At 73.2% G+C, this 24,118-nt stretch carries 22 protein-coding genes; 18 read left to right on the forward strand and 4 right to left on the reverse strand.

Features of this window, described 5'->3' with window-relative positions:
* Positions 1 to 113: 113 nt before the first annotated feature.
* From ACSJJR_RS04050 to ACSJJR_RS04100, 11 genes are read left to right on the forward strand one after another with little or no spacing between them, the layout of a single operon-like run.
* Positions 114 to 1,385, forward strand: coding sequence for a Fe-S-containing protein (locus ACSJJR_RS04050; RefSeq protein ID WP_435942201.1), 1,272 nt, complete (start codon positions 114 to 116; stop codon positions 1,383 to 1,385).
* A complete protein-coding gene (locus ACSJJR_RS04055; RefSeq protein WP_435942202.1) occupies positions 1,385 to 2,677 on the forward strand; it encodes an ABC transporter permease in 1,293 nt (430 codons plus the stop codon). The genes ACSJJR_RS04050 and ACSJJR_RS04055 overlap by 1 nt, the downstream gene beginning before the upstream one ends.
* A 5-nt stretch (positions 2,678 to 2,682) precedes the next feature.
* Positions 2,683 to 3,927, forward strand: coding sequence for an ABC transporter permease (locus ACSJJR_RS04060; protein ID WP_435942203.1), 1,245 nt, complete (start codon positions 2,683 to 2,685; stop codon positions 3,925 to 3,927).
* A gap of 1 nt (position 3,928) precedes the next feature.
* The gene (locus tag ACSJJR_RS04065) at positions 3,929 to 4,705 is read left to right on the forward strand and encodes an ABC transporter ATP-binding protein (protein WP_435942204.1); all 777 of its coding nucleotides are present in this window, start codon (positions 3,929 to 3,931) and stop codon (positions 4,703 to 4,705) included.
* Positions 4,702 to 5,226: an FMN-binding protein gene (locus ACSJJR_RS04070; RefSeq protein WP_435942205.1), complete on the forward strand. Its 525-nt coding sequence runs from the start codon at positions 4,702 to 4,704 to the stop codon at positions 5,224 to 5,226. The genes ACSJJR_RS04065 and ACSJJR_RS04070 overlap by 4 nt, the downstream gene beginning before the upstream one ends.
* 55 nt (positions 5,227 to 5,281) lie before the next feature.
* Positions 5,282 to 5,758, forward strand: coding sequence for a YbjN domain-containing protein (locus ACSJJR_RS04075; protein WP_435942206.1), 477 nt, complete (start codon positions 5,282 to 5,284; stop codon positions 5,756 to 5,758).
* Positions 5,755 to 6,423, forward strand: a complete 669-nt coding sequence (locus ACSJJR_RS04080) for a YbjN domain-containing protein (RefSeq protein ID WP_435942207.1) — start codon at positions 5,755 to 5,757, stop codon at positions 6,421 to 6,423. Before ACSJJR_RS04075 ends, ACSJJR_RS04080 begins: the two co-directional genes overlap by 4 nt.
* Positions 6,420 to 7,436: a tRNA (adenosine(37)-N6)-dimethylallyltransferase MiaA gene (miaA, locus tag ACSJJR_RS04085; RefSeq protein ID WP_435942208.1), complete on the forward strand. Its 1,017-nt coding sequence runs from the start codon at positions 6,420 to 6,422 to the stop codon at positions 7,434 to 7,436. The genes ACSJJR_RS04080 and miaA overlap by 4 nt, the downstream gene beginning before the upstream one ends.
* A gap of 10 nt (positions 7,437 to 7,446) precedes the next feature.
* Positions 7,447 to 8,433 (forward strand): diaminopimelate epimerase, encoded by a 987-nt coding sequence (locus tag ACSJJR_RS04090; RefSeq protein WP_435942209.1) that lies wholly within the window; start codon positions 7,447 to 7,449, stop codon positions 8,431 to 8,433.
* A gap of 51 nt (positions 8,434 to 8,484) precedes the next feature.
* Positions 8,485 to 9,906, forward strand: coding sequence for a branched-chain amino acid transport system II carrier protein (brnQ, locus tag ACSJJR_RS04095; RefSeq protein ID WP_435942261.1), 1,422 nt, complete (start codon positions 8,485 to 8,487; stop codon positions 9,904 to 9,906).
* 28 nt (positions 9,907 to 9,934) lie between these two features.
* Complete coding sequence (locus ACSJJR_RS04100) at positions 9,935 to 11,422, forward strand: MFS transporter (RefSeq protein WP_435942210.1); 1,488 nt, start codon at positions 9,935 to 9,937, stop codon at positions 11,420 to 11,422.
* A 28-nt stretch (positions 11,423 to 11,450) separates the two neighbouring features.
* On the opposite strand, the gene ACSJJR_RS04105 is transcribed toward ACSJJR_RS04100, so the two are convergent.
* On the reverse strand, positions 11,451 to 12,059 hold the full coding sequence (locus ACSJJR_RS04105; protein ID WP_435942211.1) for a class I SAM-dependent methyltransferase: 609 nt from the start codon (positions 12,057 to 12,059) through the stop codon (positions 11,451 to 11,453).
* 77 nt (positions 12,060 to 12,136) lie between these two features.
* Between ACSJJR_RS04105 and hflX the strand changes: the two genes are divergently transcribed.
* From hflX to ACSJJR_RS04120, 3 genes are all read left to right on the forward strand, one after another.
* Positions 12,137 to 13,759, forward strand: a complete 1,623-nt coding sequence (gene hflX, locus ACSJJR_RS04110; RefSeq protein ID WP_435942212.1) for a GTPase HflX — start codon at positions 12,137 to 12,139, stop codon at positions 13,757 to 13,759.
* A gap of 106 nt (positions 13,760 to 13,865) precedes the next feature.
* On the forward strand, positions 13,866 to 15,761 hold the full coding sequence (locus ACSJJR_RS04115) for an ATP-dependent DNA helicase (protein ID WP_435942262.1): 1,896 nt from the start codon (positions 13,866 to 13,868) through the stop codon (positions 15,759 to 15,761).
* Positions 15,762 to 15,866: 105 nt separating this feature from the next.
* Positions 15,867 to 16,871 carry an L-lactate dehydrogenase gene (locus ACSJJR_RS04120; protein ID WP_435942213.1) on the forward strand — a complete coding sequence of 335 codons (1,005 nt, stop codon included), beginning with the start codon at positions 15,867 to 15,869 and terminating at the stop codon, positions 16,869 to 16,871.
* A gap of 213 nt (positions 16,872 to 17,084) precedes the next feature.
* Here ACSJJR_RS04120 and lexA read toward each other — a convergent pair whose 3' ends face one another.
* Positions 17,085 to 17,888, reverse strand: a complete 804-nt coding sequence (lexA, locus tag ACSJJR_RS04125) for a transcriptional repressor LexA (protein ID WP_435942214.1) — start codon at positions 17,886 to 17,888, stop codon at positions 17,085 to 17,087.
* Between the two features lie 239 nt (positions 17,889 to 18,127).
* On the opposite strand from lexA, the gene ACSJJR_RS04130 reads away from it, so the two are divergent.
* Together ACSJJR_RS04130 and nrdR are read left to right on the forward strand one after the other, a co-directional pair.
* Complete coding sequence (locus ACSJJR_RS04130; protein ID WP_435942215.1) at positions 18,128 to 18,925, forward strand: LysM peptidoglycan-binding domain-containing protein; 798 nt, start codon at positions 18,128 to 18,130, stop codon at positions 18,923 to 18,925.
* Positions 18,926 to 19,181: 256 nt separating this feature from the next.
* Complete coding sequence (gene nrdR, locus ACSJJR_RS04135) at positions 19,182 to 19,655, forward strand: transcriptional regulator NrdR (protein ID WP_435942216.1); 474 nt, start codon at positions 19,182 to 19,184, stop codon at positions 19,653 to 19,655.
* Between the two features lie 52 nt (positions 19,656 to 19,707).
* Here nrdR and ACSJJR_RS04140 read toward each other — a convergent pair whose 3' ends face one another.
* The gene (locus ACSJJR_RS04140; RefSeq protein ID WP_435942217.1) at positions 19,708 to 20,847 is read right to left on the reverse strand and encodes a glycosyltransferase family 4 protein; all 1,140 of its coding nucleotides are present in this window, start codon (positions 20,845 to 20,847) and stop codon (positions 19,708 to 19,710) included.
* Positions 20,848 to 20,937: 90 nt separating this feature from the next.
* Positions 20,938 to 21,675, reverse strand: a complete 738-nt coding sequence (locus ACSJJR_RS04145) for an IclR family transcriptional regulator (RefSeq protein WP_435942218.1) — start codon at positions 21,673 to 21,675, stop codon at positions 20,938 to 20,940.
* A gap of 88 nt (positions 21,676 to 21,763) precedes the next feature.
* On the opposite strand from ACSJJR_RS04145, the gene leuC reads away from it, so the two are divergent.
* Positions 21,764 to 23,185, forward strand: a complete 1,422-nt coding sequence (gene leuC, locus ACSJJR_RS04150; RefSeq protein ID WP_435942219.1) for a 3-isopropylmalate dehydratase large subunit — start codon at positions 21,764 to 21,766, stop codon at positions 23,183 to 23,185.
* 20 nt (positions 23,186 to 23,205) lie between these two features.
* Complete coding sequence (gene leuD, locus ACSJJR_RS04155; RefSeq protein ID WP_435942220.1) at positions 23,206 to 23,892, forward strand: 3-isopropylmalate dehydratase small subunit; 687 nt, start codon at positions 23,206 to 23,208, stop codon at positions 23,890 to 23,892.
* Positions 23,893 to 24,118: the final 226 nt, after the last annotated feature.

The raw sequence follows: 24,118 nt of genomic DNA on the forward strand, positions 1-24,118 counted from the left end.
AGCAGTGGGCGCCAAACCCTCCCTTGCCCTACAGAGAACCAAAGCGGGGAAGGTTCCGCGCCACCGGCCGGTGGCCCACCCACACAACCGACGACAAGGAAGCGTGACTGCACGTGCTCGAGAGATTCGTCTCCGTCGTAGGGGGAGCGACGCTGCCCTTCCTGCTCTACGCGGCGGCGGCCGTCATCCTCGCCCCGGCTCTCATCGAGGGGTGGCCGCGCAGCTCGCGCCAGCGCCTGGCCGCGGCCCTGGTCGGCACGGCCGGGGCCGTCGTCTTCGCCGTCCTGCGTGCACTGGCGGTCGTCACCGACCGCACCGCCGTCACCGTGCCGACTCTCATCGTGTGCGTCGTCGCCGACCTCGTGCTGCTGGGCTGCGTCCTGGCGATGGCCCGCCAGCCCCGCTGGGGCGCGTCCGGGCGCCTGGGCGTCCTCGCGCAGGCCGCGGCCTGCGTCGCCCTCGCCGGCGCCTTCTTCCGCGCGGTCCCCGAGGTCATCCTCCAGCTGGCCGCCTTCATCGAGCCGGGCGAGGAGGTCGTCTCCTCCGAGATGCTGCTGCGCGTGCTCGGCTTCGCCGGGGCGTGGGCCTGCGTGGCGGTGCTGTCCTTCCTCTACTACCGGGCCGCACGCCGCGCCCCCGTGGTCCTCACCCGCGCCAGCCTGGCCCTGTTCATCGCGGTGGTCGCCTGCGTGCACCTGCTGCAGCTGCTGCGGCTGCTCAACGGCACCCAGCGCATCCACATCACCGGCACCGGCTTCAGGCTCCTGTCCTGGGGCGCCAACAACCTCGAGGGCATCATCCTGCTGGCCGCAGCCGCCATATGGCTCGTGCCCCTGGCCGTTGAGCTCGCCCGCGCCGTCGGCCGCGCACCGGCCCAGGCCAACCCCGCACGCCTGCGCTCGGTCAAGGCGGACCGGCGCCGCTCACGGCGGTGGGTCCTGGCCTCGGTGGGGGCCTTCACCGCCCTCGTGCTCACCCGGACCGTGGCCGTGGCCAAGGTCAACGAGGTCCCCACCTTGTCCGAGCCCGAGCCCTATGACCTGTCCGCCGACGGCGCCCGCATCCCCACGAGCCTGCTGGCCGACGGGCACCTGCACCGCTTCGTCTACGGCGCCAGCGGCGGCACCCAGGTGCGGTGGATCGCCCTGCTCAAGAACGGCGGCGCCTACGGCGTCGGCCTCGACGCCTGCGAGTCCTGCGGGCCCTCCGGGTACTACGAGGCGGACGGCAAGGTCATCTGCAAGCGCTGCGACGTCGCCATCAACCCGGCCACCGTGGGCTTCAAGGGCGGCTGCAACCCCATCCCCATCGAGTACACGGTCGAGGACGGCACCATGCTCATCACCACCGAGGTCCTTGAGGCCAGCGCCAAGGTGTTCGACTGATGTTCCTCCTGCGCCTGCTGCACCGCTCCTTCACCCGCCAGCTGCGCCGCCGCTCGCTCATCGGCCTGACCGTGGCGCTGTGCGCCTCGATCAGCGTGGCGATGCTCGGCGTCGTCTTCGACGTCGGCGACAAGCTCCACGCCGAGCTCACCGCCTACGGCTCCAACATCACCGTCCAGCCCAAGGCCGACGCCGTCGTGGCGGACCTGTACGAGACCGAGGAGGAGACCCAGGCCACCGCCTTCATCGACGAGAGCTCGGTCACCTCCCTCAAGACGATCTTCTGGGCCTACAACATCGTTGACTTCGCCGCCCGACTGAGTGCCCGCGTCGATGTCTCCTCCGCCTCCGGTGCCACGGCGCCTGAGCTGGGCGTTGTGGGCACCTGGTTCAACAAGGAGCTGACGCTGCCCACCGGGGAGAACGTCGTCGCCGGCGTCACCACCCTGCGCTCGTGGTGGGCCCTGGAGGGCGCGTGGCCCGGCGACGAGGCCGACGAGGCCGTCGTCGGCTCCGCCCTCGCCGCGGACCTGGCAGTGGGCGTGGGCGACGTCGTCACCCTGAGCACACCGCTGGGGCAGCGCACGCTGACCGTCACCGGCGTGTACACCTCCGGTGACGACGACGACGCCACCCTGTACGCGCCGCTGGCCGTCGTCCAGGAGCTCTCCGGCCACCCCGGGCAGGTCGAGGAGGTCGAGGTCAAGGCCCTGACGACCCCCGAGAACGACCTTTCGCGCAAGGTCTCGCAGAACCCGGCCATCGTCTCGAGCTACGAGTGGGAGACCTGGTACTGCACCGCCTACGCCTCCTCCATCACCTACCAGATCGAGGAGGCCATCCCCGGGGTGGTCGCCAAGCCGGTGCGCCAGGTGGCCGCCGTCGAGGGCAGCGTCCTGGAGAAGACCCAGGTCCTCATGATCCTCATGACCGCCCTGTCCCTGCTGGCCGCCGCCCTGGCGGTCGCCTCGCTCACCACCGCCTCCCTCGTCGAGCGCACCGGGGAGTTCGCCCTGCTCAAGGCCGTGGGCGCCTCCAGCGCCTCGATCAACCGGCTCATCCTGTCCGAGACGGCGGTCATCGGGGCGATCGGCACCGCGGTCGGCGCCCTCGTCGGATCCGGCCTGGCCCAGCTCATCGGCAAGATCGTCTTCGACTCCTCGATCACCATGCGCCCGATGGTCTACGTCCTCGTCGTCCTGCTCGTCGCCCTCGTGCTCCTGGTGGCGACCGCCTCGTCCATGCGCTCCATCCTGCGGATCCAGCCGGCGACGGCCCTGCACCGGAGGTGACTGCCATGACCAACCGCCGCATGTTCTGGACCATGCTCCTGGGCGCCCTCGTGCGCCGCCGGGGGCGCGCCGCCGCCGCCATCGGCTCCTCCGCCGTCGGTGCCGCCACCCTGTTCTGCCTCGCCGCGGTCTGCCTGGCCGTGCCCGCGCAGATGAGCGAGGAGATGCGCCAGTACGGCGCCAACGTCATCCTCGTGCCCGTCGCCTCCTCCTCGGGCGGGACGACGGCGGGCTCGGCGCCCGCGCGCCTGGAGGACGCCGAGGTCGAGGCCGCCACCGCCGTCATCGCCTCCGTGGCCGACACACCCGGCGGCGGGGCCCTGCGCAGCGCCGCCTACCGCTACGAGACCGTGCGGGTCAACAAGAGCTCCTACCTCATGGGCGGCATCGACACCGACGCCACCCGTTCGCTCAACGGCCACTGGGAGGTGGACGGCGCCTGGCCCGGCCAGGGCGAGGTCCTGCTAGGCGCCGACGTCGCCGAGGCCGCCGGCCTGGGCGTCGGGGACATGGTCACCGTGGAGTACCTGTCCTCCGACAACCTCACCCTGGGCTCGGTCGTCTCCTCCGACGGCGCCTCCCAGACCCAGGGCGAGCGTCGGTGGCGCGTCGTGGGCACCGTTGACACCGGCGGCCGTGAGGACGACATCCTCTACGTGCCCCTGGCCTCGCTCGAGGAGCTCACCGGCGCCAGCGAGGTCGGCTACGACGTCGTCGAGTACTCCGTGGACACCAGTGCCGCCAGTGCCGCGCAGGTCGTCAACGCCATCAACGCCGCCGACGTGACGGGACGGGACGGCACCGGGCTGCGCGCCCAGGAGGTGTCAAAGATCACGAGCGGCAACACCCGCATCATCGCGATGCTCAACACCCTGTTCTGGGTCGTGGCCGTCGTCGTCCTCGCCCTGACCCTCGTCGGCGTCTCGACGACGATGACCGTCATCGTCTCCGAGCGCCAGAAGGAGATCGGCCTGCGCAAGGCCCTGGGCGCCTCGGCCGCCTCCATCGGTGCGGAGTTCTACACCGAGGCCGCGGTCATGGGCCTGGTCGGCGGCGTGCTGGGCACGGGCGTCGGCTACGCGCTGGCCTGGGCGGTGGGGGTCGGCGTCTTCGAGCGCCCCATCGCCTTCTCCTGGTGGCTGGCGCTGTGCTCGCTCGCCCTGTCCGCGGCCGTCGCCGTCGTCGCCTCCAGCGCCCCGGTGCGCCGTGCCATCCGCATCGACCCCGCCGTCGTCCTCAGAGAGGAATGAGATGACTGACACCACCACCGTGACCGCCACGCCGCAGCAGGAGGCGCCCGCCCTGCTCCAGCTGCGCCACGTGTCCAAGATCTACGGGGACCTGCACGCCGTTGACGATGTCAGCCTGGACGTGCCGCGCGGCCAGTGGCTGTCCCTCGTCGGCTCCTCCGGCTCGGGCAAGACGACGCTCATGAACATCATCGGCTGCATGGACACACCCTCGGAGGGCTCCGTCCTGCTCGATGGGCGCGAGCTGGGGCGCCTCAACGCCGCCCAGCTGACCGACATCCGCAAGAACGTCATCGGCCTCGTCTTCCAGCAGTTCCACCTGGTGCCGCACCTGAGCGCCGTCGAGAACGTCATGGTGGCGCAGTACTACCACTCGATGACCGACGAGAAGGAGGCGTTGGCGGCCCTGGACAATGTCGGCCTGGCCGAGCGGGCCCACCACCTGCCCTCCCAGCTCTCCGGTGGTGAGCAGCAGCGCGTGTGCATCGCCCGCGCCCTCATCAACCACCCGGAGATCGTCCTGGCGGACGAGCCCACCGGCAACCTCGACGAGGCCAACGAGCAGCTCGTCCTGGACATCTTCCACCGCCTGCACGAGCAGGGCACGACCCTCATCGTCGTCACCCACGACGCCCACGTCGCCTCCTGCGGCGAGCGCCAGGTCCTGCTCAACCACGGGCGGCTCGTGGGGGAGAGGCTCAACGACGGGCACCACGGCCCGCGCAGCCACGACATGCTCGACTTCTCCGACGCACAGCCCACGCAGGTGCGCGCATGAGCCGCCACAGCCCGGGCGCGCTGCGCACAACCGGAGCGGCCACCGGCGCCCTGCTCGCCGTCGGCACCCTGCTGTCCGGCTGCGCCGTGGGCCAGGAGGTCACCATCAGCGGTGACGAGTACGCCGGCCGCGCCCAGACCGCCCAGCCCACGGCCCGGGGGCACCAGGCCACCGAGCAGCCCGCCACCGCGCCCACCGGGGGGCCCTACGCCGACGGCGAGTACACCTCGTCCCAGACCTACGGCGTCCTCGACGACCTCATCGAGCAGGACTCCATCGACGTCACCGCCACGCTCACCGACGGGGTCGTCACCGAGCTGACGGTGGTCGGCCACCCCTTCGCCGAGAGGTCCAAGGACTACATGCAGGACTTCGTCAACGAGGTCAACGCGCAGGTGGTGGGCCGCAGCGTCGAGCAGGCCCACGTCACCGCCCTGGCCGGCGCCTCGAAGACCTCCGAGGCCTTCAACGAGGCCATCGACGCCATCGCGGCCCAGGCCGCCCAGGCGGCCGGGGCCTGACCACGTGGCCCGGGTGGTGGCGTGGGGCCGCTGCCGGGGTCGCTAGGCTGGGGCCATGCCCGCTCACGCCCCCACAGACGCCGGTGTCCCCGCACCCGCCGTCCCCGCGCCGGTTGACGCCGCGCGGGTGCGCGACTGCGTGCGTCGTCGGGGCCTGCGGTTCTTCGTCGATGACGAGGGGGACACCGGCATCCCCTGGCGCTACGTCACGGTGCACGTCGTTGTCCATGACGAGCGCCAGCTCCAGCTGCTGGGCGTGTGGCACCGTGTCGCCGACACCGAGCACCTGGCGCGGCTGCGCCGGCTCGTCGAGGAGTGGAACGTCACGCGCATCGGCCCCAAGGCCTATCTCACCATCGCCGACGGCGGCGTCGTGCGCCTGCACGGCGAGGTCACCTACCCCCTCGGCGCCGGCATGACGGACTCCCAGATCGAGCAGCTCGTGCTCACCAGCTGCCGTCTCATCGTCGCCCTCATGCGTGAGGCCGAGGAGACCTTCCCGGACCCGTTGCGAGGAGACCTTGAGCCATGAGCACGCACCGCAGGGGCCTGCGCGCCCTCATCTTTCGCCTGCTCGGGACCCAGGTCCCCTCCCCGGTGGACCCCCGCGCGCAGGCGCGGGGCGCCGACCTGCCCGCCGCGCCGACGAGCATGGCCGGGCCGGTGAGCGCGGCCGGGCCGGTGAGCGCGGCCGGGCCGGTGAGCGCGGCCGGGCCGGTGAGCGCGGCCGGGCCGGTGAGCGCGGCCGGGCCGGCCACGCCCACGGGCGAGGCCACGAGCCCCCTGACCCTTGAACGCGTCGAGCGCATGGTCACCGGCCCGATGGGCTACAGGGTCGAGAGGCACGAGGACGAGGGCCACAGCTGCCTGCTCGGCACGTGGGACGGCTTCCCCTTCCTCATCGAGGAGCCCGAGGAGCACCCCGGCTGGCTGCTGGTCTCCGGCGACGCCCAGGAGCCTGTGAGCCCCGGCGAGCGCGACGAGGTCGCCGCCAGCGTCAACGACTGGAACCGGGAGAAGTACTACCCGACCGTCTGCCTCATCGATACCCCCGCGGGAGCGGTTGTGCGCGCCACCTACCTCGTGGACCTGTCCACAGGCGTGTCCTCGGCGCAGCTCCAGCTGCACCTGGACACGGCGCTGTCCGCCTGCACCCAGGCGCTGTCCCACGTGGGACCGCTCCTGCCCGAGCTGTGAGCCCGGCCCCGCTGCGGGTGGCCGTCGTCGGCCCGACGGCCACCGGCAAGTCCGACCTCGCCCTCGACCTCGTCGCCGCCCTCGGCGAGGGCCCCTCCAGCGCCGCCCCCGCAGAGGTCCTCAACGCCGACGCCTCCCAGCTCTACCGCGGCATGGACATCGGCACCGCCAAGCTGAGCCTCGCCGAGCGCCGTGGCACCCCCCACCACCAGCTCGACGTGCTCAGCGTGCGTGACGAGGCCAGCGTCGCCGCCTACCAGGCCGCCGCCCGCAGCGACCTCGAGGCCGTCGCCGCCCGCGGGGCGAGGGCGCTCATCGTGGGCGGCTCAGGCCTGTACGTGCGCGCCCTGACCGACGCCCTGGAGTTCCCGGGCACCGACCCCGCCGTGCGCGCCGCCCTTGAGGCCCGCGCCCAGCAGGAGGGCACGCGCCGCCTGTGGGAGGAGCTGCGCGAGAGCGACCCCGCCAGCGCCGCGCGCATCGACCCCGCCAACACCCGCAGGGTCGTGCGGGCCCTGGAGGTCCAGGCCGTCACCGCGCGCCCCTTCTCCGCGTCCCTGCCCCGCTACGAGGACGTCGTGCCCACGGTCCACCTCGCCCTCAGGCCCGGGAGTGAGGCCCTCAACGCGCGCATCGAGCAGCGGGCCCGGCGCATGTTCGCCGAGGGGCTGGTCGAGGAGACCGAGGCACTCACAGCGCAGGGGCTGCGTGAGGGCACCACGGCGCCGCGCGCCATCGGCTACGCCCAGGCCCTGGCCGTCCTCGACGGCACGATGAGCGTGCCGGAGGCGGCCGAGGCCACCGCCGCCGCCACCCGCCGCCTTGCCTCCCGCCAGGTCAAGTGGTTCCGCCGAGACCCGCGCGTGACCTGGATCGACGTCGCCCTCGCCCCTGACGGCAGCTGGTGCCCGGGCGAGCGCGAGCGTGCCACCGCCGTGGCCCTGCGCCTCGTGCGCGAGCGTGAGCAGGCTGACTCCCACCCGGGTTCAGGGACCACAGACGCGCTCCCCTAGGCTGAGCCCCATGACTGAGCCCCCCCGCGCCGCCGGCCTCGACGGACACGAGCTGCTCAAGGGGCACGCCCTTGAGAGCGACGTCCTGCTCCTCGTCGACCCGGGGCTCGAGGTCTGTCTCACGGCCGCCGACGTCGCCGCCGCCTGCGACCGTCGCACGGGCCTGGGTGCCGACGCCCTCGTGCGAGCCACGCGCACCCGTTGCCTGGAGGGAACGGACGCGCTGCTGGAGGCTGCCCCCGAGGCCGAGTGGTTCCTCGACGCCTACGACCCCACCGGGGCCCCGCTGGGCGCTGACGGCCTGGCCGCCGTCGTCATGGCCGAGGCCCTGCTCGCCCACGGGCTCGTCGGCGACGACGCCCCCCTGACCCTGGGCACCCGCGCGGGCGCCCGCACCCTGACCCGCACCGACGGCCTGTGGACCATCGACATGGGGCCGGCCGCCCTCGTCCGCCCGGCCGGCGCCCTGGCCGACGTCGGCACTGAGGGCTGGGACACCGCTGTCACCGTCGCCGGGCTGGAGGGGCAGCGGGCGGCCCTGAGCGTGCGCCTGTCGCAGGCGCGTCCCGAGCCCCACACCGTCGTCGCCCTCGCCAGTGAGAGCGAGCTCGACGCCGCCCTGCTGTGCGCTGACCCCGCCTACGAGCCGGCCCCCCAGGACGGCACCGCGCTCGACCTCGTCGTCCTCACAGACGACGCGCAGGCCACCGACGACGCCGCCGTCCCCGACGCCGCAGACGGGCCGCGCCCGGCCCGGGCCCGCGCGCGCGTCCTGGTCGCCGCGGCGGGGGAGCGGCCCTCGAGCGCCTCGGGCTGCTGCGCCGTCGCCGTCGCCCTGCACGAGTGGCTCGGCCCGCACGCGCCCGAGCACTACGTCATCGAGGTCCCCGGCGGCCAGGCGGGTGTGCGCGTCGGCCCTGACCCGTGGGCCCCTGACGCCAGCGTCCTGCTCGTTGTCCAGGCGGTCCTCACCGGCCGCGCGACCCTAGGAGCCTGATCCGTGAGCACCTCAGCCCCCACGACGGCCACCGCCCCTGCCGCCGACGACGTGGACGCCCCGGCCTGCGAGGGCCCCTCGCGCACGACGCCCCTGCGCGGCGTGCTGACGACGGGGCTCATGCTCTTCGCCCTCTTCTTCGGCGCCGGCAACCTCATCTTCCCGCCCGCACTGGGAGCCTCGGCCGGCGAGCACCTGCCCGTCGTCCTCACCGGCTTCATCATCACGGGTGTGCTCCTGCCGCTGCTCGCCGTCATCGCCGTGTGCACCTCCGGCGAGGGCGTGCTCGGCCTGGCGCACCGTGTGGGGCCCCGCTTCGGCGTGCTCACGCCGCTGGCCGTCTACCTCTCGATCGGCCCGCTGTACGCCATGCCCCGTGTCGCCACGGTCGCCTACGAGCTCGCCACGCGTCCGGTCCTCGTCCTGCTCGGCGTCGAGCCGGGACGCTGGGCGCTGGCGGCGCACAGCCTCGTCTTCTTCGTCCTGACCGCCTGGGTGGCCCTGAGCCCCGCCCGCCTGGCCGACCGGATCGGCAAGGTCCTGACCCCGGCCCTGCTCGGTCTGCTCGCCGTGCTCTTCGCCGTCACCTTCCTTCCCGGGCGCACGGGCGCCGCGGCGGTCGCGCGTGAGGCCGTGGAGGCCTACGCCACCACACCGCTGTCCACGGGCCTGACCCAGGGCTACCTCACGATGGACGTGCTGGCGGCGACCGTCTTCGGCATCGTCGTCATCTCCTCCCTGCGTCAGCAGGGGCACCACAGCACGGGACAGGTCGCGCGATCGGCCGCGTCCTCCGGCCTCGTCGCCGCCGTCCTGCTGGCCGCCGTGTACGTCGGGCTCGCCCTCGTGGGCGCGCGCACGCCAGGCGACGACGTCTCCGACGGCACCGCCCTGCTGCGCACCGCCTCGGCCGCCGGGCTCGGCAACGTCGGTGTCGTCGTCTTCGCCGGCATCGTCCTGCTCGCCTGCCTGACGACCTCCGTGGGCCTGCTGTCGTCCTGGTCCGGCTACGCCTCCACCGCCTGGCGCGCCAGCAGCTACCGCGCCCACCTGCTGGGGGCGGCCGCCGTCTCGCTCCTGCTGGCCAACCTCGGCCTGAGCACGATCCTCACCGTCATCTCGCCCCTGACGCTCCTGCTCTACCCGGTGACCATCTGCCTCGTCGTCGTCACCCTGGTGGACGCTCTCGCCCCCGGCCACCTGCGCGCCACCTACTCCTGGCCCGTGGGCTGTGCCCTCGTCCTGGGCCTCGTCTCCGCCCTGTCCGACGTCGGCTGGACGGCGCCGAGCGGGCTGCTGGCACGCACCGGGCTGTGGAACGACTCCACAGGCTGGATCCTGCCCACCCTCGTTGTCGGCGCCGCCGCCCTGGCCTGGGACGTCAGCCGCGGCCGCTGGTCCACGCCCGCCAGTGACGACTCCGGTACCACCGCCCGGGTCGAGCGCATCGTGTCGGGGCAGGTCCAGCGCTGAGCTGCTGGACCGCGAGGAGCACGCGCGCATGACGAGGACGACGCGCCCGCGCACGGACTCGCGCGAGGACATGAGCCCCGAGCAGAAGGCAGTGCTCGCCGTCCTGCTCATCCCCACCTTCACCTCCCTGCTCGCCGTCTCCAGCGTCAACATCCTGCTCACCGTCATCCAGGACTCGCTGGCGGCCTCGGCCTCGGCCCTGCAGTGGGTCATCGCCGGCTACTCCCTCGTCTTCGGCGTCCTGCTCGTGGCCGCGGGGCGTGCCGGCGACGTGCTCGGGCGCGCCCGGCTCTTCGTCACCGGCCTGGCGCTGTTCGGGCTGGGATCGCTTGGCTGCGCCCTGGCCGGATCCATCGGCGTGCTCAACCTCTCGCGCGTCGTCATGGGGGTGGGGGCGGGCCTGTTCAACCCGCAGGTCACCGGCATGATCCAGCGGGTCTTCCCCGCCCCGATGCGCGGGAGGGCCTTCGGCTGGTTCGGGGCCGTGGTCGGGGTGAGCGTGGCCCTGGGGCCGGTGATGAGCGGGGTGCTGCTCCAGGTGCTGGGGGACGACGCCGGGTGGCGGGCGAGCTTCGCCGTCAACGCCCCCATCGCGGCAGCAGGTGTCCTGGCCGCCTGGAAGGTCCTGCCGGCCAGCACCTGGCAGGGCGCGCCCGCTGAGCCCGCCGTGGGGGAGAAGGCCGTGGGCGTCGGGCCCCGGCGCGCTGACCTCGACCCCGTCGGCATGCTCCTGCTGGCCGCCTCGATGCTGCTGCTCATGCTTCCCTTCGTGAGCCTGGGGACCGGGGCCGCAGGACTGGCCAGCGCTCTCGGCGCCGTGCTGTGCCTGGCGGCCTGGACCGCCTGGGAACGCTGGTACCTCGCACGCGGCAACGAGCCGATGGTGGACCTGCGCCTGTTTCACCAGCGCTCCTTCTCACTGGGGTGCCTGGTCATCTCCGGCTTCTTCTTCGGCTCCACCTCCATCTGGATCATCGTCGCCCAGTACGTCCAGCAGGGGCTGGGGCTCTCCGCGCTCACCACGGGGGTCGTGGGCCTGCCCTCGTCCCTCGTCGCTGCGGTGCTTGCCGCGGTGACGGGCCGCCACGTGCTGCGCGCCGGCCGGGCGATGGTGGTCCTCGGCATCGTCCTGGTCATCGCCGGCCTGGCCCTGACGGCGGGCGCCGTGGCGGTCCAGCTCGACGACTCGCGAGGAGTGTGGGTCCTGGCCCTGTGCCTCACCCTCGTCGGCGCCGGGCAGGCCCTCGTCGTCTCCCCGAATCAGACGCTCAGCCTCATGGACGTGCCCGTGCGGCACGCGGGCACCGCCGGAGGCGTGCTCCAGACCGGTCAGCGCCTGGGCACGGCCACGGGGGTCGCGGTCATCTCCTCCCTGGCCTTCGCCGTGGCGGCCTCGTCGGGGTGGGAGCGTGCGCTCGTCGTCAGTGTCGTGGTCATCATCGCCTCGCAGCTGGTCGCGGGGGCCGTCGCTGTGCTGGACGCCGTGGGCGCGCGGTGCGAGACCCGCGCCGGCTGACGGGCGGGCTGCCGGGCCCGGGCCCTGCTCAGCGGCCCACGCGCAGGACCCGGAAGCCCTTCGACGAGGCGTGCCTGTCCACCACCCAGCCCTGCTGCGCCAGCCACTGGGCCAGCGAGTCCGCCCCCAGGTTCCGGCCGACGACGAGCCAGGCCTCGCCCTGCGGCGACAGCAGGGGCAGCCAGGTGAGCAGCAGCTCGTGCAGGGCCTGCTTGCCCACGCGTACCGGGGGGTTGGACCAGATGAGGTCCAGGAGCCGCCCCGTGCGCCTGAGCTCGTGCGCCATCGCCCCCGCCTCTGCCACCTGCACCCGGGTGTGCCCGGCGGCAGCGGCGTTGCGGGCGGTGAGCTCCAGGGCGCGCTCGTTGACGTCCACGGCCAGCACGCTGGCCTCGGGCGAGGCGTCCGCCAGCGCGAGCGTCACCGGCCCCCAGCCGCAGCCCAGGTCCAGGAAGGTGCCCTGCGCGGGAGGTTGCGGCACGTGGTCGAGCAGCACCTGCGTGCCCTTGTCGAGCCGGTCCGCGCTGAACACGCCGGAGGCGGTGGTCACCGTGTGCTCGCGGCCGCGGATCGTGAAGACGTGGGTGCGCTCCCCGGCCTCGGTGGAGGGGACGGAGGTGAAGTAGTGCTCGCTCACGCCCTGAGCGTACCTGCGCGGGTGCGTGGCCCCGCTCGCTGACGTGGCGGCGGCCGGGCAGTAGCATCGGCACCCGCATGAAGACCACCCAGAGCCCTGACCGCCCCGCCGCCCCGGCCACCGAGCCCGCTCACGTCACCGCCGACGAGCCCCTCGCACCCACCGCCGAGGACATCGTCTCGCGGATCCTGTCGCGCCACGGCACCGCCCTGGCCTCCACCGCCGCCCAGCACGAGTACCGCGACGCCGCCGACGACGGCGCCCTCGAGCGCGAGGCCCGCGCCGGCACCCGCCGTGTCGCCTCCCTGTCCACCGAGCTCGAGGACGTCAGCGAGGTCGAGTACCGCCAGGTCCGCCTGGAGAAGGTCGTGCTCGTCGGACTCGAGCTGCCCACCGCCCACGCCTCCACCACCCTGGGCCCCGCACGTCACGGCGCCGCCCTCGAGGCCGTTGACGCCCAGGACGCGGAGACGAGCCTCGCCGAGCTCGCCGCCCTGGCCCAGACCGCCGGATCCGAGGTCCTGGACGCCCTCATCCAGAAGCGCGACCACCCTGACCCCGCCACCTACCTCGGCAGCGGCAAGGCCCAGGAGCTGGCTGAGATGGTCGCCGCCGCCGGCGCGGACACCGTCATCGTTGACGGCGAGCTCGCCCCCTCCCAGCGCCGCGCCCTCGAGGACGTCGTCAAGGTCAAGGTCGTGGACCGCACCGCCGTCATCCTCGACATCTTCGCCCAGCACGCCAAGTCCCGTGAGGGCAAGGCGCAGGTCGAGCTCGCCCAGCTCGAGTACCTGCTGCCGCGCCTGCGCGGCTGGGGCGAGTCCATGTCCCGGCAGGCCGGTGGGCGTGTCGCGGCAGGCGCCGGGATCGGCTCGCGCGGGCCCGGCGAGACGAAGATCGAGCTCGACCGCCGTCGCATCCGCGACCGCATGGCCAAGCTCCGCCGCGAGATCAAGGCGATGGCCCCCTCCCGCGAGGTCAAGCGCGGCTCACGGCGCCGCGGCCCCATCCCCTCCGTGGCCATCGCGGGCTACACCAACGCCGGCAAGTCCTCCCTCATGAACCGCCTCACCGACGCCGGCCTCATGGTCCAGGACGCCCTCTTCGCCACCCTCGACCCCACCGTGCGCCGCGCGGAGGCCGCCGACGGGCGCGTCTACACGCTCACCGACACCGTCGGCTTCGTGCGCAACCTGCCCCACGAGCTCATTGAGGCCTTCCGCTCCACCCTCGAGGAGGTCGCAGGCGCCGACGTGCTCGTCCACGTCGTTGATGCCGCCCACCCGGACCCCCTGAGCCAGATCGCGGCGGTGCGCGAGGTCCTCGGAGGCATCCCCGGCGCCCTGGACGTGCCTGAGCTCATCGTGCTCAACAAGGCGGACCTCGCCGACGCCGTCACCCTGGCGGCCCTGCGCACCCGGCTGCCCCAGGCGGTCGTCGTCTCCGCCCGCACGGGGCAGGGGGTGGAGGAGCTGCGCAGGCGCATCGAGGAGATGCTTCCGCGCCCGGACGTCGCCGTGGACGTCGTCGTGCCCTACTCACGGGGGGACCTCGTCTCACGCGTGCACGCCGACGGCCAGATCGACACGATCGAGTACGTCGCGGCCGGCACCCGCCTGCGTGCCCTGGTGGACGCGCCCCTGGCGGCTGAGCTGCGGGCCGCCGACGTGCAGCCCTCCCACGCCCGCCCGGGCGCCTGAGACCGGTGTGAGCAGCACGACCCGGACCACAGTGGGCCTGGCCGAGCAGGCGCTGGACCTGGCCGTCGCCGGCCTCGGGGGCAGCGTCCGCCAGGGCCAGCGTGAGATGGCCCGGCGGGTCGCCGCCGCCGTGGCCGGCTCGCACCACCTGCTCGTCCAGGCGGGCACCGGCACGGGAAAGTCACTGGGCTACCTCGTGCCCACGATGGTGCACGCCGTCACCTCCGGTGAGAGGGTCGTCGTGTCCACCGCCACGCTCGCCCTCCAGCGCCAGGTCCTCACCAAGGACTCGCCCCTGGCCGCCGACGCCGTCGAGCAGGCTACCGGGCGGCGCCCTGAGGTGCGCCTGCTCAAGGGGTGGCAGAACTACGTGTGCCGCCACCGGGCGGCCGGAGGCTACCCCGACGACGAGTCCGGCACGCTCTTCAGCGCCGCCCAGGCTACGACCAGCCGCGTCGGCTCGGCCTCCACCACCGGCGTGGGGGAGCAGGTCGTGCGCCTGCGCGAGTGGGCCGGGCGCACCACCACCGGTGACCGTGACGACCTCGTGCCGGGCGTGTCGGACCGTGCCTGGGCGCAGGTGTCGGTCTCCCGCGCCGAGTGCCTGGGCTCCTCCTGCCCGGTGTGGGACGAGTGCTTCCCCCAGCTGGCCCGGGCGGCCGCGGCGCAGGCCGACGTCGTCGTCACCAACCACGCGATGCTCGGCGTCGCCGCCTCCGGCAACCCCAACGTGCTGCCCGAGCACGCCGTCCTCGTCGTGGACGAGGCCCACGAGCTCGCCGACCGCGTACGCGCCCAGGGCACCGTCACCCTGTCCGCGGGAGCCGTCGCGCGGGTGGCCGCCACGGCCCGCGCACAGGCCGGGGTCCTCGTCACCGGCCTGGAGGAGGCGGGCCAGCACCTCCAGCTGGCCCTGGCCGAGCTGCCCGACGGCCGCCTCACCGAGGGCGTGCCTCCCGGGCTACGCGCCGCCCTCGTCCTGCTCGGCACCGCAGGCCAGGAGGTGCTCACCGGCGTGCGTGAGGCCGCCAAGGCCACTGGGGCCGCGGAGGCCGGGGGCCTGGCCCTGGCGAGGACGGCCGTGGCCGACATGATCGCCGCGGTCGAGCGCATCACCTCCGACTCGGTGGACACGCGCCGCGACGTCGCCTGGGTCGAGCGCCCCCGGATGGGCGCCGAGCCGCCCCGCCTGACCCTGGCGCCGGTGGACGTGGCCGGCTCGGTGGCCGGCACCTTGCTCGATGGCAGGGCCGCCGTGCTCACCTCAGCCACGTTGTCCCTGGGCGGCAGCTTCGAGCCCATGGCCCGGGCCCTCGGCCTGAACCTCGCGGACAGGCCCTGGGAGGGCCTCGACGTCGGCACACCCTTCGACTACGCCCGCCAGGGCATTGTCTACACACCCACCCACCTGCCCCGGCCGGGCAACGGCATCAGCGAGGCCGCCCTCGACGAGGTCCTGGCCCTGACCGAGGCCAGCCGCGGCGGCATGCTCGGTCTGTTCTCCTCGCGCCGCGCCGCTGACGAGGCGGCCGCGCTCCTGCGCCGGGCCACGGACCTGACCGTCTACGCCCAGGGCGACGACCAGCTGCCCACCCTCGTGGAGGCCTTCGCCGCCCAGGAAGACTCCTGCCTCGTGGGCACGCTGTCGCTGTGGCAGGGCGTGGACGTGCCCGGGCGCACCTGCCGGCTCGTCATCATCGACCGCATCCCCTTCCCGAGGCCCGACGACCCCGTGGCCCAGGCACGCTCCGAGGCGGTCGAGGCCGCTGGGGGCAACGGCTTCATGAGCGTGTCCGCCACCCACGCCGCCCTCCTGCTGGCCCAGGGCGCCGGGCGCCTCGTGCGCCGCAGCGAGGACCGCGGCGTCGTGGCCGTGCTCGACCCGAGGCTGCGCACGGCCAGGTACGGCACCTTCCTGGCCCGCTCGATGCCACCGTTGTGGCCGACACGTGAGCGCGAGGTCGTGCTCGGGGCGCTCGCGCGGCTGGCCGGGCAGTCCTAAGTGTGAGCACTGTCATGACCGGGCCTGTCACAAGCGGGCGGGGAGGGTAGCCTGGACGTGGAGGCCAACGCCTGCCGTTCCACACGACCCCGGAGGAAGAACGCCGTGTCCGAAGCCACCATCACCAACTCTGCCCAGGGCTCCTACCCGACCAGCGGGGGCGGGCGCCCCTCGAAGGTCGCCATCATCGGTGCCGGCGCCGTCGGCTCCACCCTCGCCTACGCCTGTGTCACCAAGGGCGTCGCCCGTGAGATCGTCCTGCAGGACATCGCCAAGGAGAAGGTCGAGGCCGAGGCCCTCGACATCGCACAGGGCATCCAGTTCACCTCAGCCGGATCCGTCTCGGGCTCCGACGACCCCGAGATCTGCCGCGACGCGGACATCATCGCCGTGACCGCCGGGGCCAAGCAGAAGCCCGGCCAGTCCCGCCTCGAGCTTGCCGGCGCGACCGTGGGCATCATGGAGAAGATCCTGCCGAGGCTCGTCGAGGTCGCCCCCCACGCGATCTTCGTGCTCGTGGCCAACCCGGTGGACGTCGTCACCTACTGCGCGAAGAAGATCACCGGCCTGCCCGCCAACCAGATCTTCGGCTCCGGCACCGTCCTGGACACGGCCCGCATGCGCTACCTCGTCTCCCTCGAGACCGGCACCGCCACCCAGAACATCCATGGCTACATCGCCGGTGAGCACGGCGACTCCGAGGTCCCGCTGTGGTCCTCCACCCAGATCGGCGGTGTGCCCATCACGCAGTGGGGCAAGACGCTCGACGGCGGGTACTTCGACCAGGACAAGCGCGACCGCATCGCACACGACGTCGTGCAGTCCGCTTACCGGATCATCAACGGCAAGGGGGCGACGAACTACGCCGTCGGCCTGGCCGTCTCGCGCATCATCGGCGCCGTCCTCAACGACGAGCAGAGGGTGCTGACGGTCTCGCCGCTGCTCGACAACTGGCACGGGATCTCCGACGTGTGCATGGCGGTTCCCACCATCGTCGGGCGCGAGGGCGCCGGACGGCGCCTGGAGCTGCCTCTGACGCTGGACGAGCGTGACGCGCTCACCGCCTCGGCGACCCGTCTGCGTGACGTCGCCCGCGGCCTGGGCTACTGACCGCGTTCCTACCTGCGACGGCGTGGGGGGGGGGCCCTCTTTCAGAGGAAGGGGGCACAACCCCAGCCCGGTCGCGAGCACCCCTTCTTTTCTTTTCTGGTTCGTTTTTTTCTTTTCCTTCTCCTGCTATGTCCCCCCCCCCCACGCCGTCGGCGCGTCTGGGCATCCCCGCGAGTGGCGCAGCCGGGCCGCTGTCAGGCGTTCGAGGGGGTGCTAGAGCGCGCGCAGGACCGTGACGACCTTGCCCATGATGGTGGCGTGGTCACCGGGGATTGGCGCGTAGTCGGGGTTGCGGGGCAGGAGCCACTGGTGCCCGTCGCGGCGGGAGAGGACCTTAACGGTGGCGGAGGCTCCGTCAACGTCCTCGACCATCGCGGCGACGATCTCACCGTTGGCGGCGTCCGCCTGGGCCCGCACCACCACCCAGTCGCCGTCGCAGATGGCGGCATCGATCATGGAGTCGCCGCTCACCTGGAGCATGAAGAGCTCGCCGTCGCCGGTCAGGCGCCGGGGCAGGGCCATGACGTCCTCGACCTCCTGCTCCGCGAGGATCGGGGAGCCCGCCGCGATACGGCCGACCAGGGGCACAGCGACCGCCTCGCCCTCGCCGACCCCGGGCAGCACCGGCAGCGCGGCGTCCTCGTGCCGTGCCTGGCCAAGGCGGGAGGCGAGGCCGGTGACGGCAGCGCCGGGGGTGGCGGAGACGTGCTCAGGGGCGGCAGCGGGCTCGGGGGCGTCAGCCTCCGGCTCCGCGGGGACGATGACCTCCAGTGCGCGCGGCAGCCGAGGGTTGCGCCGCACGAGACCGAGCCTGACGAGCTTGTCGAGCTGGTGCTTGACGGAGGAGGGGCTGGTCAGGCCCACCTGGGCACCGATCTCGCGCATGGAGGGCGGGTAGCCGTGGGTGGTGACCGCTGCGCGCACGGCCTCGTAGACGGCGCGGGCGCGCGGGTCCAGGCAGTGCAGTGCCTCGCGCACGGGGTCGTCCTGAGCGTCGTGCCTGCTGCTGGTGCTCATGCCTGTCCTCCTGTGGGGGCGTCGTGGGCCGCCTCATGGCACCTGCCACGGCACCGGGCGCGCCCCGGCGTCTCGGACCGGGATTCGTGTCAGTGCTGTGCGGTGACCTTGACGTGCCAAGCCTACGGGGCCAGCGCCATGCGTTCAAACATGTGTTCGACGTGATGCTGGACGTGTCGCCCGTGGGTCGCTATCGTGTCGAACAGGTGTTCGTCGAACACGTGTTCCAGGAGGATCTCATGAGCGCTCTCGCTGTCCCGCCCTCGCCCCGTCTGCGTGCTGTCCCGGCCGCCCGCGCGCAGCAGGCCGTGGTGGTGCGCCTCACGGCCCGGACGGGCGGCGGCTCCAACGGCCAGCAGCCCGCAGCCCCGCAGGGCCCTGGGACGCCGGCCCCCCAAGTGGTGGGGGGGGGAGGCCCGGGGGGGGGGGAGAGGAGGGGGAACCTGCGCCTGGTCACGCAGGACGTCCCCGGCGCAGGAGCCCCCGAGAGAGGCCTGCCTGCCCGCAGCCTGTCCCTCGAGCTCACCCGGCGTCCGGTGGCCGTGCGTCGTGCGTCGGGCCCCCGGGCGGACAGCGGCCTGCGCTCGGAGCTCAGCCCCCGGGCGGACAGCGGCCTGCGCGCGGAGGACCTGGCTCCCACCCACCCCGCCGTGCGGGCGGCGCGTGCCCGCCGCGCGCAGGCCGCCGCCTCCCGGCACGCCCGCTCGGAGGACTCGCGCACCCCGCTCGCCCGTCGGCAGCAGAGGCCACGTCCCGCGCTCTCGCAGGTGCCCGCACCGCTGCGTCGTCTTGCTGTGGCGGCCGCCGGCGTGCTCGTCGTCGTCCTGCTCGCCGCGGGTGCGATCGTCGCCTCGGCTTTCGCCGCTCCAGAGCCCACGGTGGTGGCCACCGTCCTGCCCGGGCAGTCCATCTGGGACATCGCCGTGGCCACGGGCTCGTCCAATGTCGCCGACGCGGCCGCCCGGATCGTCGAGCTCAACAACCTCACCAGCTCGACCCTCCAGGCCGGTCAGACGCTCATTGTCCCCGTCGGCTGACGCCCGGCCGCCCGCCGTCGCGCCCGGCCGTCGCGGCCCTGGGCCGGCGGGCGGGCCCACCGCGCCCGAGGGCGGCGAGGGCGCCACCGGCACTGTCCTTGGTGCCCGGTGGTCCCCTGTCCGCCGCCCCTGCCGCGTCTGCGCGCGTCATGCCGTGCCTGAGGGCCCCGGGGCCCGGTCTGAGACGGCTTGCCACTGGCTCATGCGGGGTCCTACTCTCCGAGGCACTGCACCTGCGATGATCCGGAGGCCCCGCGTGCACTGCCCGTTCTGCCGCAATGACGGTTCGCGCGTCGTGGACTCGCGCACCTCCGAGGACGGGCTGTCCATCCGTCGGCGCCGCGAGTGCCTCCAGTGCGGCCGCCGCTTCACCACGACGGAGACCGCCTCGTTGTCGGTGCGCAAGCGCTCGGGCGCCATCGAGCCCTTCTCGCGCGCCAAGGTCGTCGTCGGCGTGCGACGCGCCTGCCAGGGGCGTCCCGTCTCCGACGACGACCTGGCTCTGCTCGCGCACAAGGTCGAGGAGGCGGTGCGCGCCACCGGCCAGGCCATCGTGGACTCCCACGAGGTCGGCCTGGCGATCCTCGGCCCCCTCAGCGAGCTCGACGAGATCGCCTACCTGCGCTTCGCCTCCGTCTACTCCGGCTTCAACACCCTTGAGGACTTCGACAAGGCCATCGCTGAGCTGCGCGAGCGCAGCGCCCGGCGGGCGCAGGACCGCGAGGGCTGAGCGCCCGTCCGTGCGGTGCGTGCTGCCCGCACGGCGGTGCCGCGCGGGCCGGTCACCGGGAGTCGATGGCGGTCACGAGGGTGTCCACCAGGCCCGGCCACGTCCACCGCTCCTCCATCAGCTGTCGGCCGGCGCGCCCCATGCGCTCGCGCAGGGAGGCGTCCGAGAGCTGGGTGACCAGGGCGTCCACAAGGGCGTCCTGGTCCCGGCCATCGACGACGTTGCCGGTGACCCCCTCGACCACCGTCTCCGGCGCCCCGCCCGAGGTGCCGGCGATGACCGGCAGCCCGCAGGCGGAGGCCTCGAGGAAGACGATGCCCAGGCCCTCGACGTCGAGCCCGCCTCCGCGGGTGCGGCAGGGCATCGCGAAGACGTCCCCCATCGCCACGTGACCGGGCAGTTCCTCGGCCGCCACCGCACCGGTGAGGATGATGGAGCCGCGCACGGGGGAGTCCCGTTTGAGCAGCGCCAGCCGCTTGGCGTACGAGCCCCAGCCGACGATGACGAGCTGGGCGTCGGGTACCTGCTCGATCACCCTCGGCCAGGCCTCGATGAGCGAGTCCTGGCCCTTGCGGGGCACGAGCCGTGAGACGCACACGACCGTTGGCGACTGTCCCAGGTGGTAGCGCTCGCGCAGCGTCCGCCGCGCGTGCGGGTCGGGGTGGAACCTCTCGACGTCGATACCGCTGGGCAGGCGCAGCACCTGCTGGTCCGGCGCCATGAAGGGGCGCAGGCGGCCCAGGGTGTAGTCGGAGATATAGGACACGACGTCGGCCTCGCGGAAGACCCTCTTGAGCGCCTGGCGTGAGCCGGGCAGCATCGACCAGCCGACCTCGTGGCCGTGGGTGGTCGCGATGACCCGGGTCGCGCCGGCCCGGTGGGCGGCGCCACCCAGCAGCCCCAGGGGCGCGGCAGCGCCGAACCAGACCGTCTCGATGCGCTCGTCGCGGACCAGCTGCGTCATGCGCCTGCGCACGTCGGGCGTGGGCAGCAGCACCCGCGTGGGTGCGCGGTGCACGGCGAAGGGCAGGCCGGCGTCGTGCACCGCGGCCGCCTGGGGGCCCTGCGCAGGCATGGAGGTCAGGACGACGAGGTCCTCGGCGGGCAGCCGCCGCGTGTAGTCGTCCAGGTAGGACTGGATGCCGCCCACGACGGGCGGGAAGTCGTTGGTGACGAGCAGGGTGCGGCGCATGTGCCGGAGTCTAGGGACGCGGGCGCGCAGGAGGCAGAGCCTCGCCGTGGCAAGGCGGCCCTGCCGTGGGCGCGGTGGCGCCGCGAGGGCTCAGTCCTCCTCGCTGGAGCGCAGGACCTCCGACAGGCGCCTGGCGGCGGCCATGACGACCGGGCCGTGGGTGCGGCCCGGTTGGCGGCCCATGCGGTCGATCGGCCCGGAGATGGAGATCGCGGCAATGACCTTGCCCCCGGCGCCGCGCACGGGCGCTGAGACGGAAGCGACGCCGGGCTCGCGCTCGCCCACGGACTGGGCCCAGCCGCGGCGGCGCACCGCCGAGAGCATGGTGGCGTTGAAGCGGGCGCCCGCCAGGCCCCGGTGGAGGCGGTCTGGCTCCTCCCAGGCGAGGAGCACCTGGGCGCCGGAGCCGCCGAGCATCGACATGGTGGCGCCCACGGGGATGGAGTCGCGCAGGCCGATGGGGCGCTCGGCGTTGGCGACGCACACGCGCACGTCGCCCTGGCGGCGGTAGAGCTGGGCGGACTCGTGGGTCTTGTCGCGCAGGGCGACGAGCACGGGGCCCGCGGCGGCGAGCAGGTGGTCCTCCCCGGCGGCAGCGGCGAGCTCGTTGAGGCGGGGCCCCAGGACGAAGCGGCCCTGGGAGTCGCGCGAGACGAGACGGTGGTACTCCAGGGCGACGGCGATGCGGTGGGCTGTGGGGCGTGCGAGGTGGGTGGAGGAGACCAGCTGGGCGAGCGTGGCCGGTCCTGCCTCGAGTGCGCTCATGACGAGAGCGGCCTTGTCGATGACGCCGACCCCGCTGCTCTCGCTCTCATGTGATGCGTCCATAATCTGATACTGCCATCCCAAGGGGTGAGACCTCAAGTACCGTCGGTCGTGTTTTCCGACATCCGTTCGTCTCAGGAGGCATCACGCGATGGGAATGACCCTCGCCGAGAAGGTGTGGCGGGACCACGTCGTGTCCGCCGGCATTGACGGCGCCCCGGACCTGCTCTACATCGACCTCCACCTCGTTCACGAGGTCACCAGCCCCCAGGCCTTCGAGGGCCTGCGCCTGGCGGGCCGGCAGGTCCGCCGCCCCGACCTCACCCTCGCCACCGAGGACCACAACACCCCCACGCTGGACATCGATCGTCCCATCGCCGACCTCACCAGCCGCACCCAGATCGAGACGCTGCGCGCCAACTGCGCCGAGTTCGGTGTGCGCCTGCACTCCCTGGGCGACGCCGACCAGGGCATCGTCCACCAGGTCGGCCCCCAGCTCGGCCTTACCCAGCCGGGCATGACCGTCGTGTGCGGCGACTCCCACACCTCCACCCACGGAGCCTTCGGCGCCCTCGCCTTCGGCATCGGCACCAGCCAGGTAGAGCACGTCCTGGCCACCCAGACCCTCCAGATGGCGCCCTTCAAGACCATGAGCGTGCGCATCGACGGTGAGCTGCCCGCTGGCAGCGGCGCCAAGGACATCATCCTGGCCATCATCGCCAAGATCGGCACCAACGGCGGCCAGGGTCACGTCATCGAGTACCGCGGCAGGGCCATCGAGCAGCTGTCGATGGAGGCCCGCATGACAATCTGCAACATGAGCATCGAGGGCGGTGCCCGCGCGGGCATGATCGCCCCGGACGAGACGACCTTCGCCTACCTCAAGGGCCGCCCCCACGCCCCCGAGGGCGAGGACTGGGACGCCGCCGTCGCCTACTGGCGCAGTCTGCGCACCGACGACGACGCCGTCTTCGACACCGAGGTCGTCCTCGAGGCCAAGGACATCGAGCCCTTCGTCACCTGGGGCACCAACCCCGGCCAGGGCCTGCCCATCTCCGCCACCGTGCCCGACCCCGAGCAGATCGCCGACGCCACCGAGCGCCGTGCCGCCGAGCGCGCCCTGGAGTACATGGACCTGGCTCCTGGCACGCCCCTGCGCGACATCCACGTCGACACCGTCTTCCTCGGCTCGTGCACCAACGGGCGGATCGAGGACCTGCGCGCCGCCGCCGAGGTCCTGCGCGGACGCACCAAGGCCGAGGGCGTGCGCATGCTCGTCGTGCCCGCCTCCGCCCGCGTGCGCCTGCAGGCCGAGGCCGAGGGACTGGACCGGGTCTTCAAGGACTTCGGCGCCGAGTGGCGCAACGCCGGGTGCTCCATGTGCCTGGGTATGAACCCGGACCAGCTCCAGCCCGGAGAGCGCTCCGCCTCCACCTCGAACCGCAACTTCGAGGGACGTCAGGGCAAGGGAGGACGCACCCACCTCGTCTCGCCCGTCGTCGCCGCGGCCACCGCCGTGCGCGGCACCCTGTCCACCCCCGCGGACCTGCCGGCCCTCGAGCCTGTCGCCTGAGCCGGACAAAGGAGACCCCCATGGACAAGTTCATCCGCCACACCGGCATCGGCGCCCCCCTGCGGCGCAGCGCCGTGGACACCGACCAGATCATCCCCGCCGTCTACCTCAAGCGCATCACCCGCACCGGCTTCGACGACGCCCTCTTCGCCGGCTGGCGCGCCAGCGAGGCTGACTTCGTCCTCAACCAGGAGGCCTACAAGCGTGCCTCCGTGCTCGTCGCCGGCCCCGACTTCGGCACCGGCTCCTCACGCGAGCACGCCGTGTGGGCCCTGAAGGACTACGGCTTCAAGGTGGTCCTCGCGCCGCGCTTCGCCGACATCTTCCGCGGCAACTCAGGCAAGCAGGGTCTGGTGACCGGCGTCATCAGCCAGGAGGACACCGAGCAGCTGTGGAAGATCCTCGAGGCCGATCCCGGCAGCGAGATCACGGTGGACCTCGAGCAGCGCACTGTCGAGGCCGGCTCCTTCCGCACGACCTTCCAGATCGACGACTACGTGCGCTGGTGCCTCATGGAGGGTCTCGACGACATCTCCCTGACCCTGACGCACGAGGACGAGATCGCCACCTTCGAGGCCGCGCGCCCCGCCTACAAGCCCCGCACCCTGCCGGCGCGCACGCTGCCCAAGGAGGAGGTCGTGCCCGCCCGCAGCGCGGACATGCCCGTCGCCCTGGGCTACCCCTTCATCCGCCCCGCGCAGGCATGACGGCCGTCGGCCACGGCCCCAGGCCGTGGCCGACGGTGAGACGCGCGCCGCACCCGGGCAGTCGGCGAGCGCCCGTCGTCGTCGGAACGCTCGCCTATGCTGGGACAACCCCTCCGACGTGGTCAGAGCCACTGCCCCGGCGGGGAACACCTCAGGGGCGGCACCTGTTGCCGCCTTGTCAGGACCGGGCACGAGCGAGCCCGGGAGCGTCGTGACCCACGGAGGA

Source organism: Actinomyces sp. W5033, from assembly GCF_051303165.1.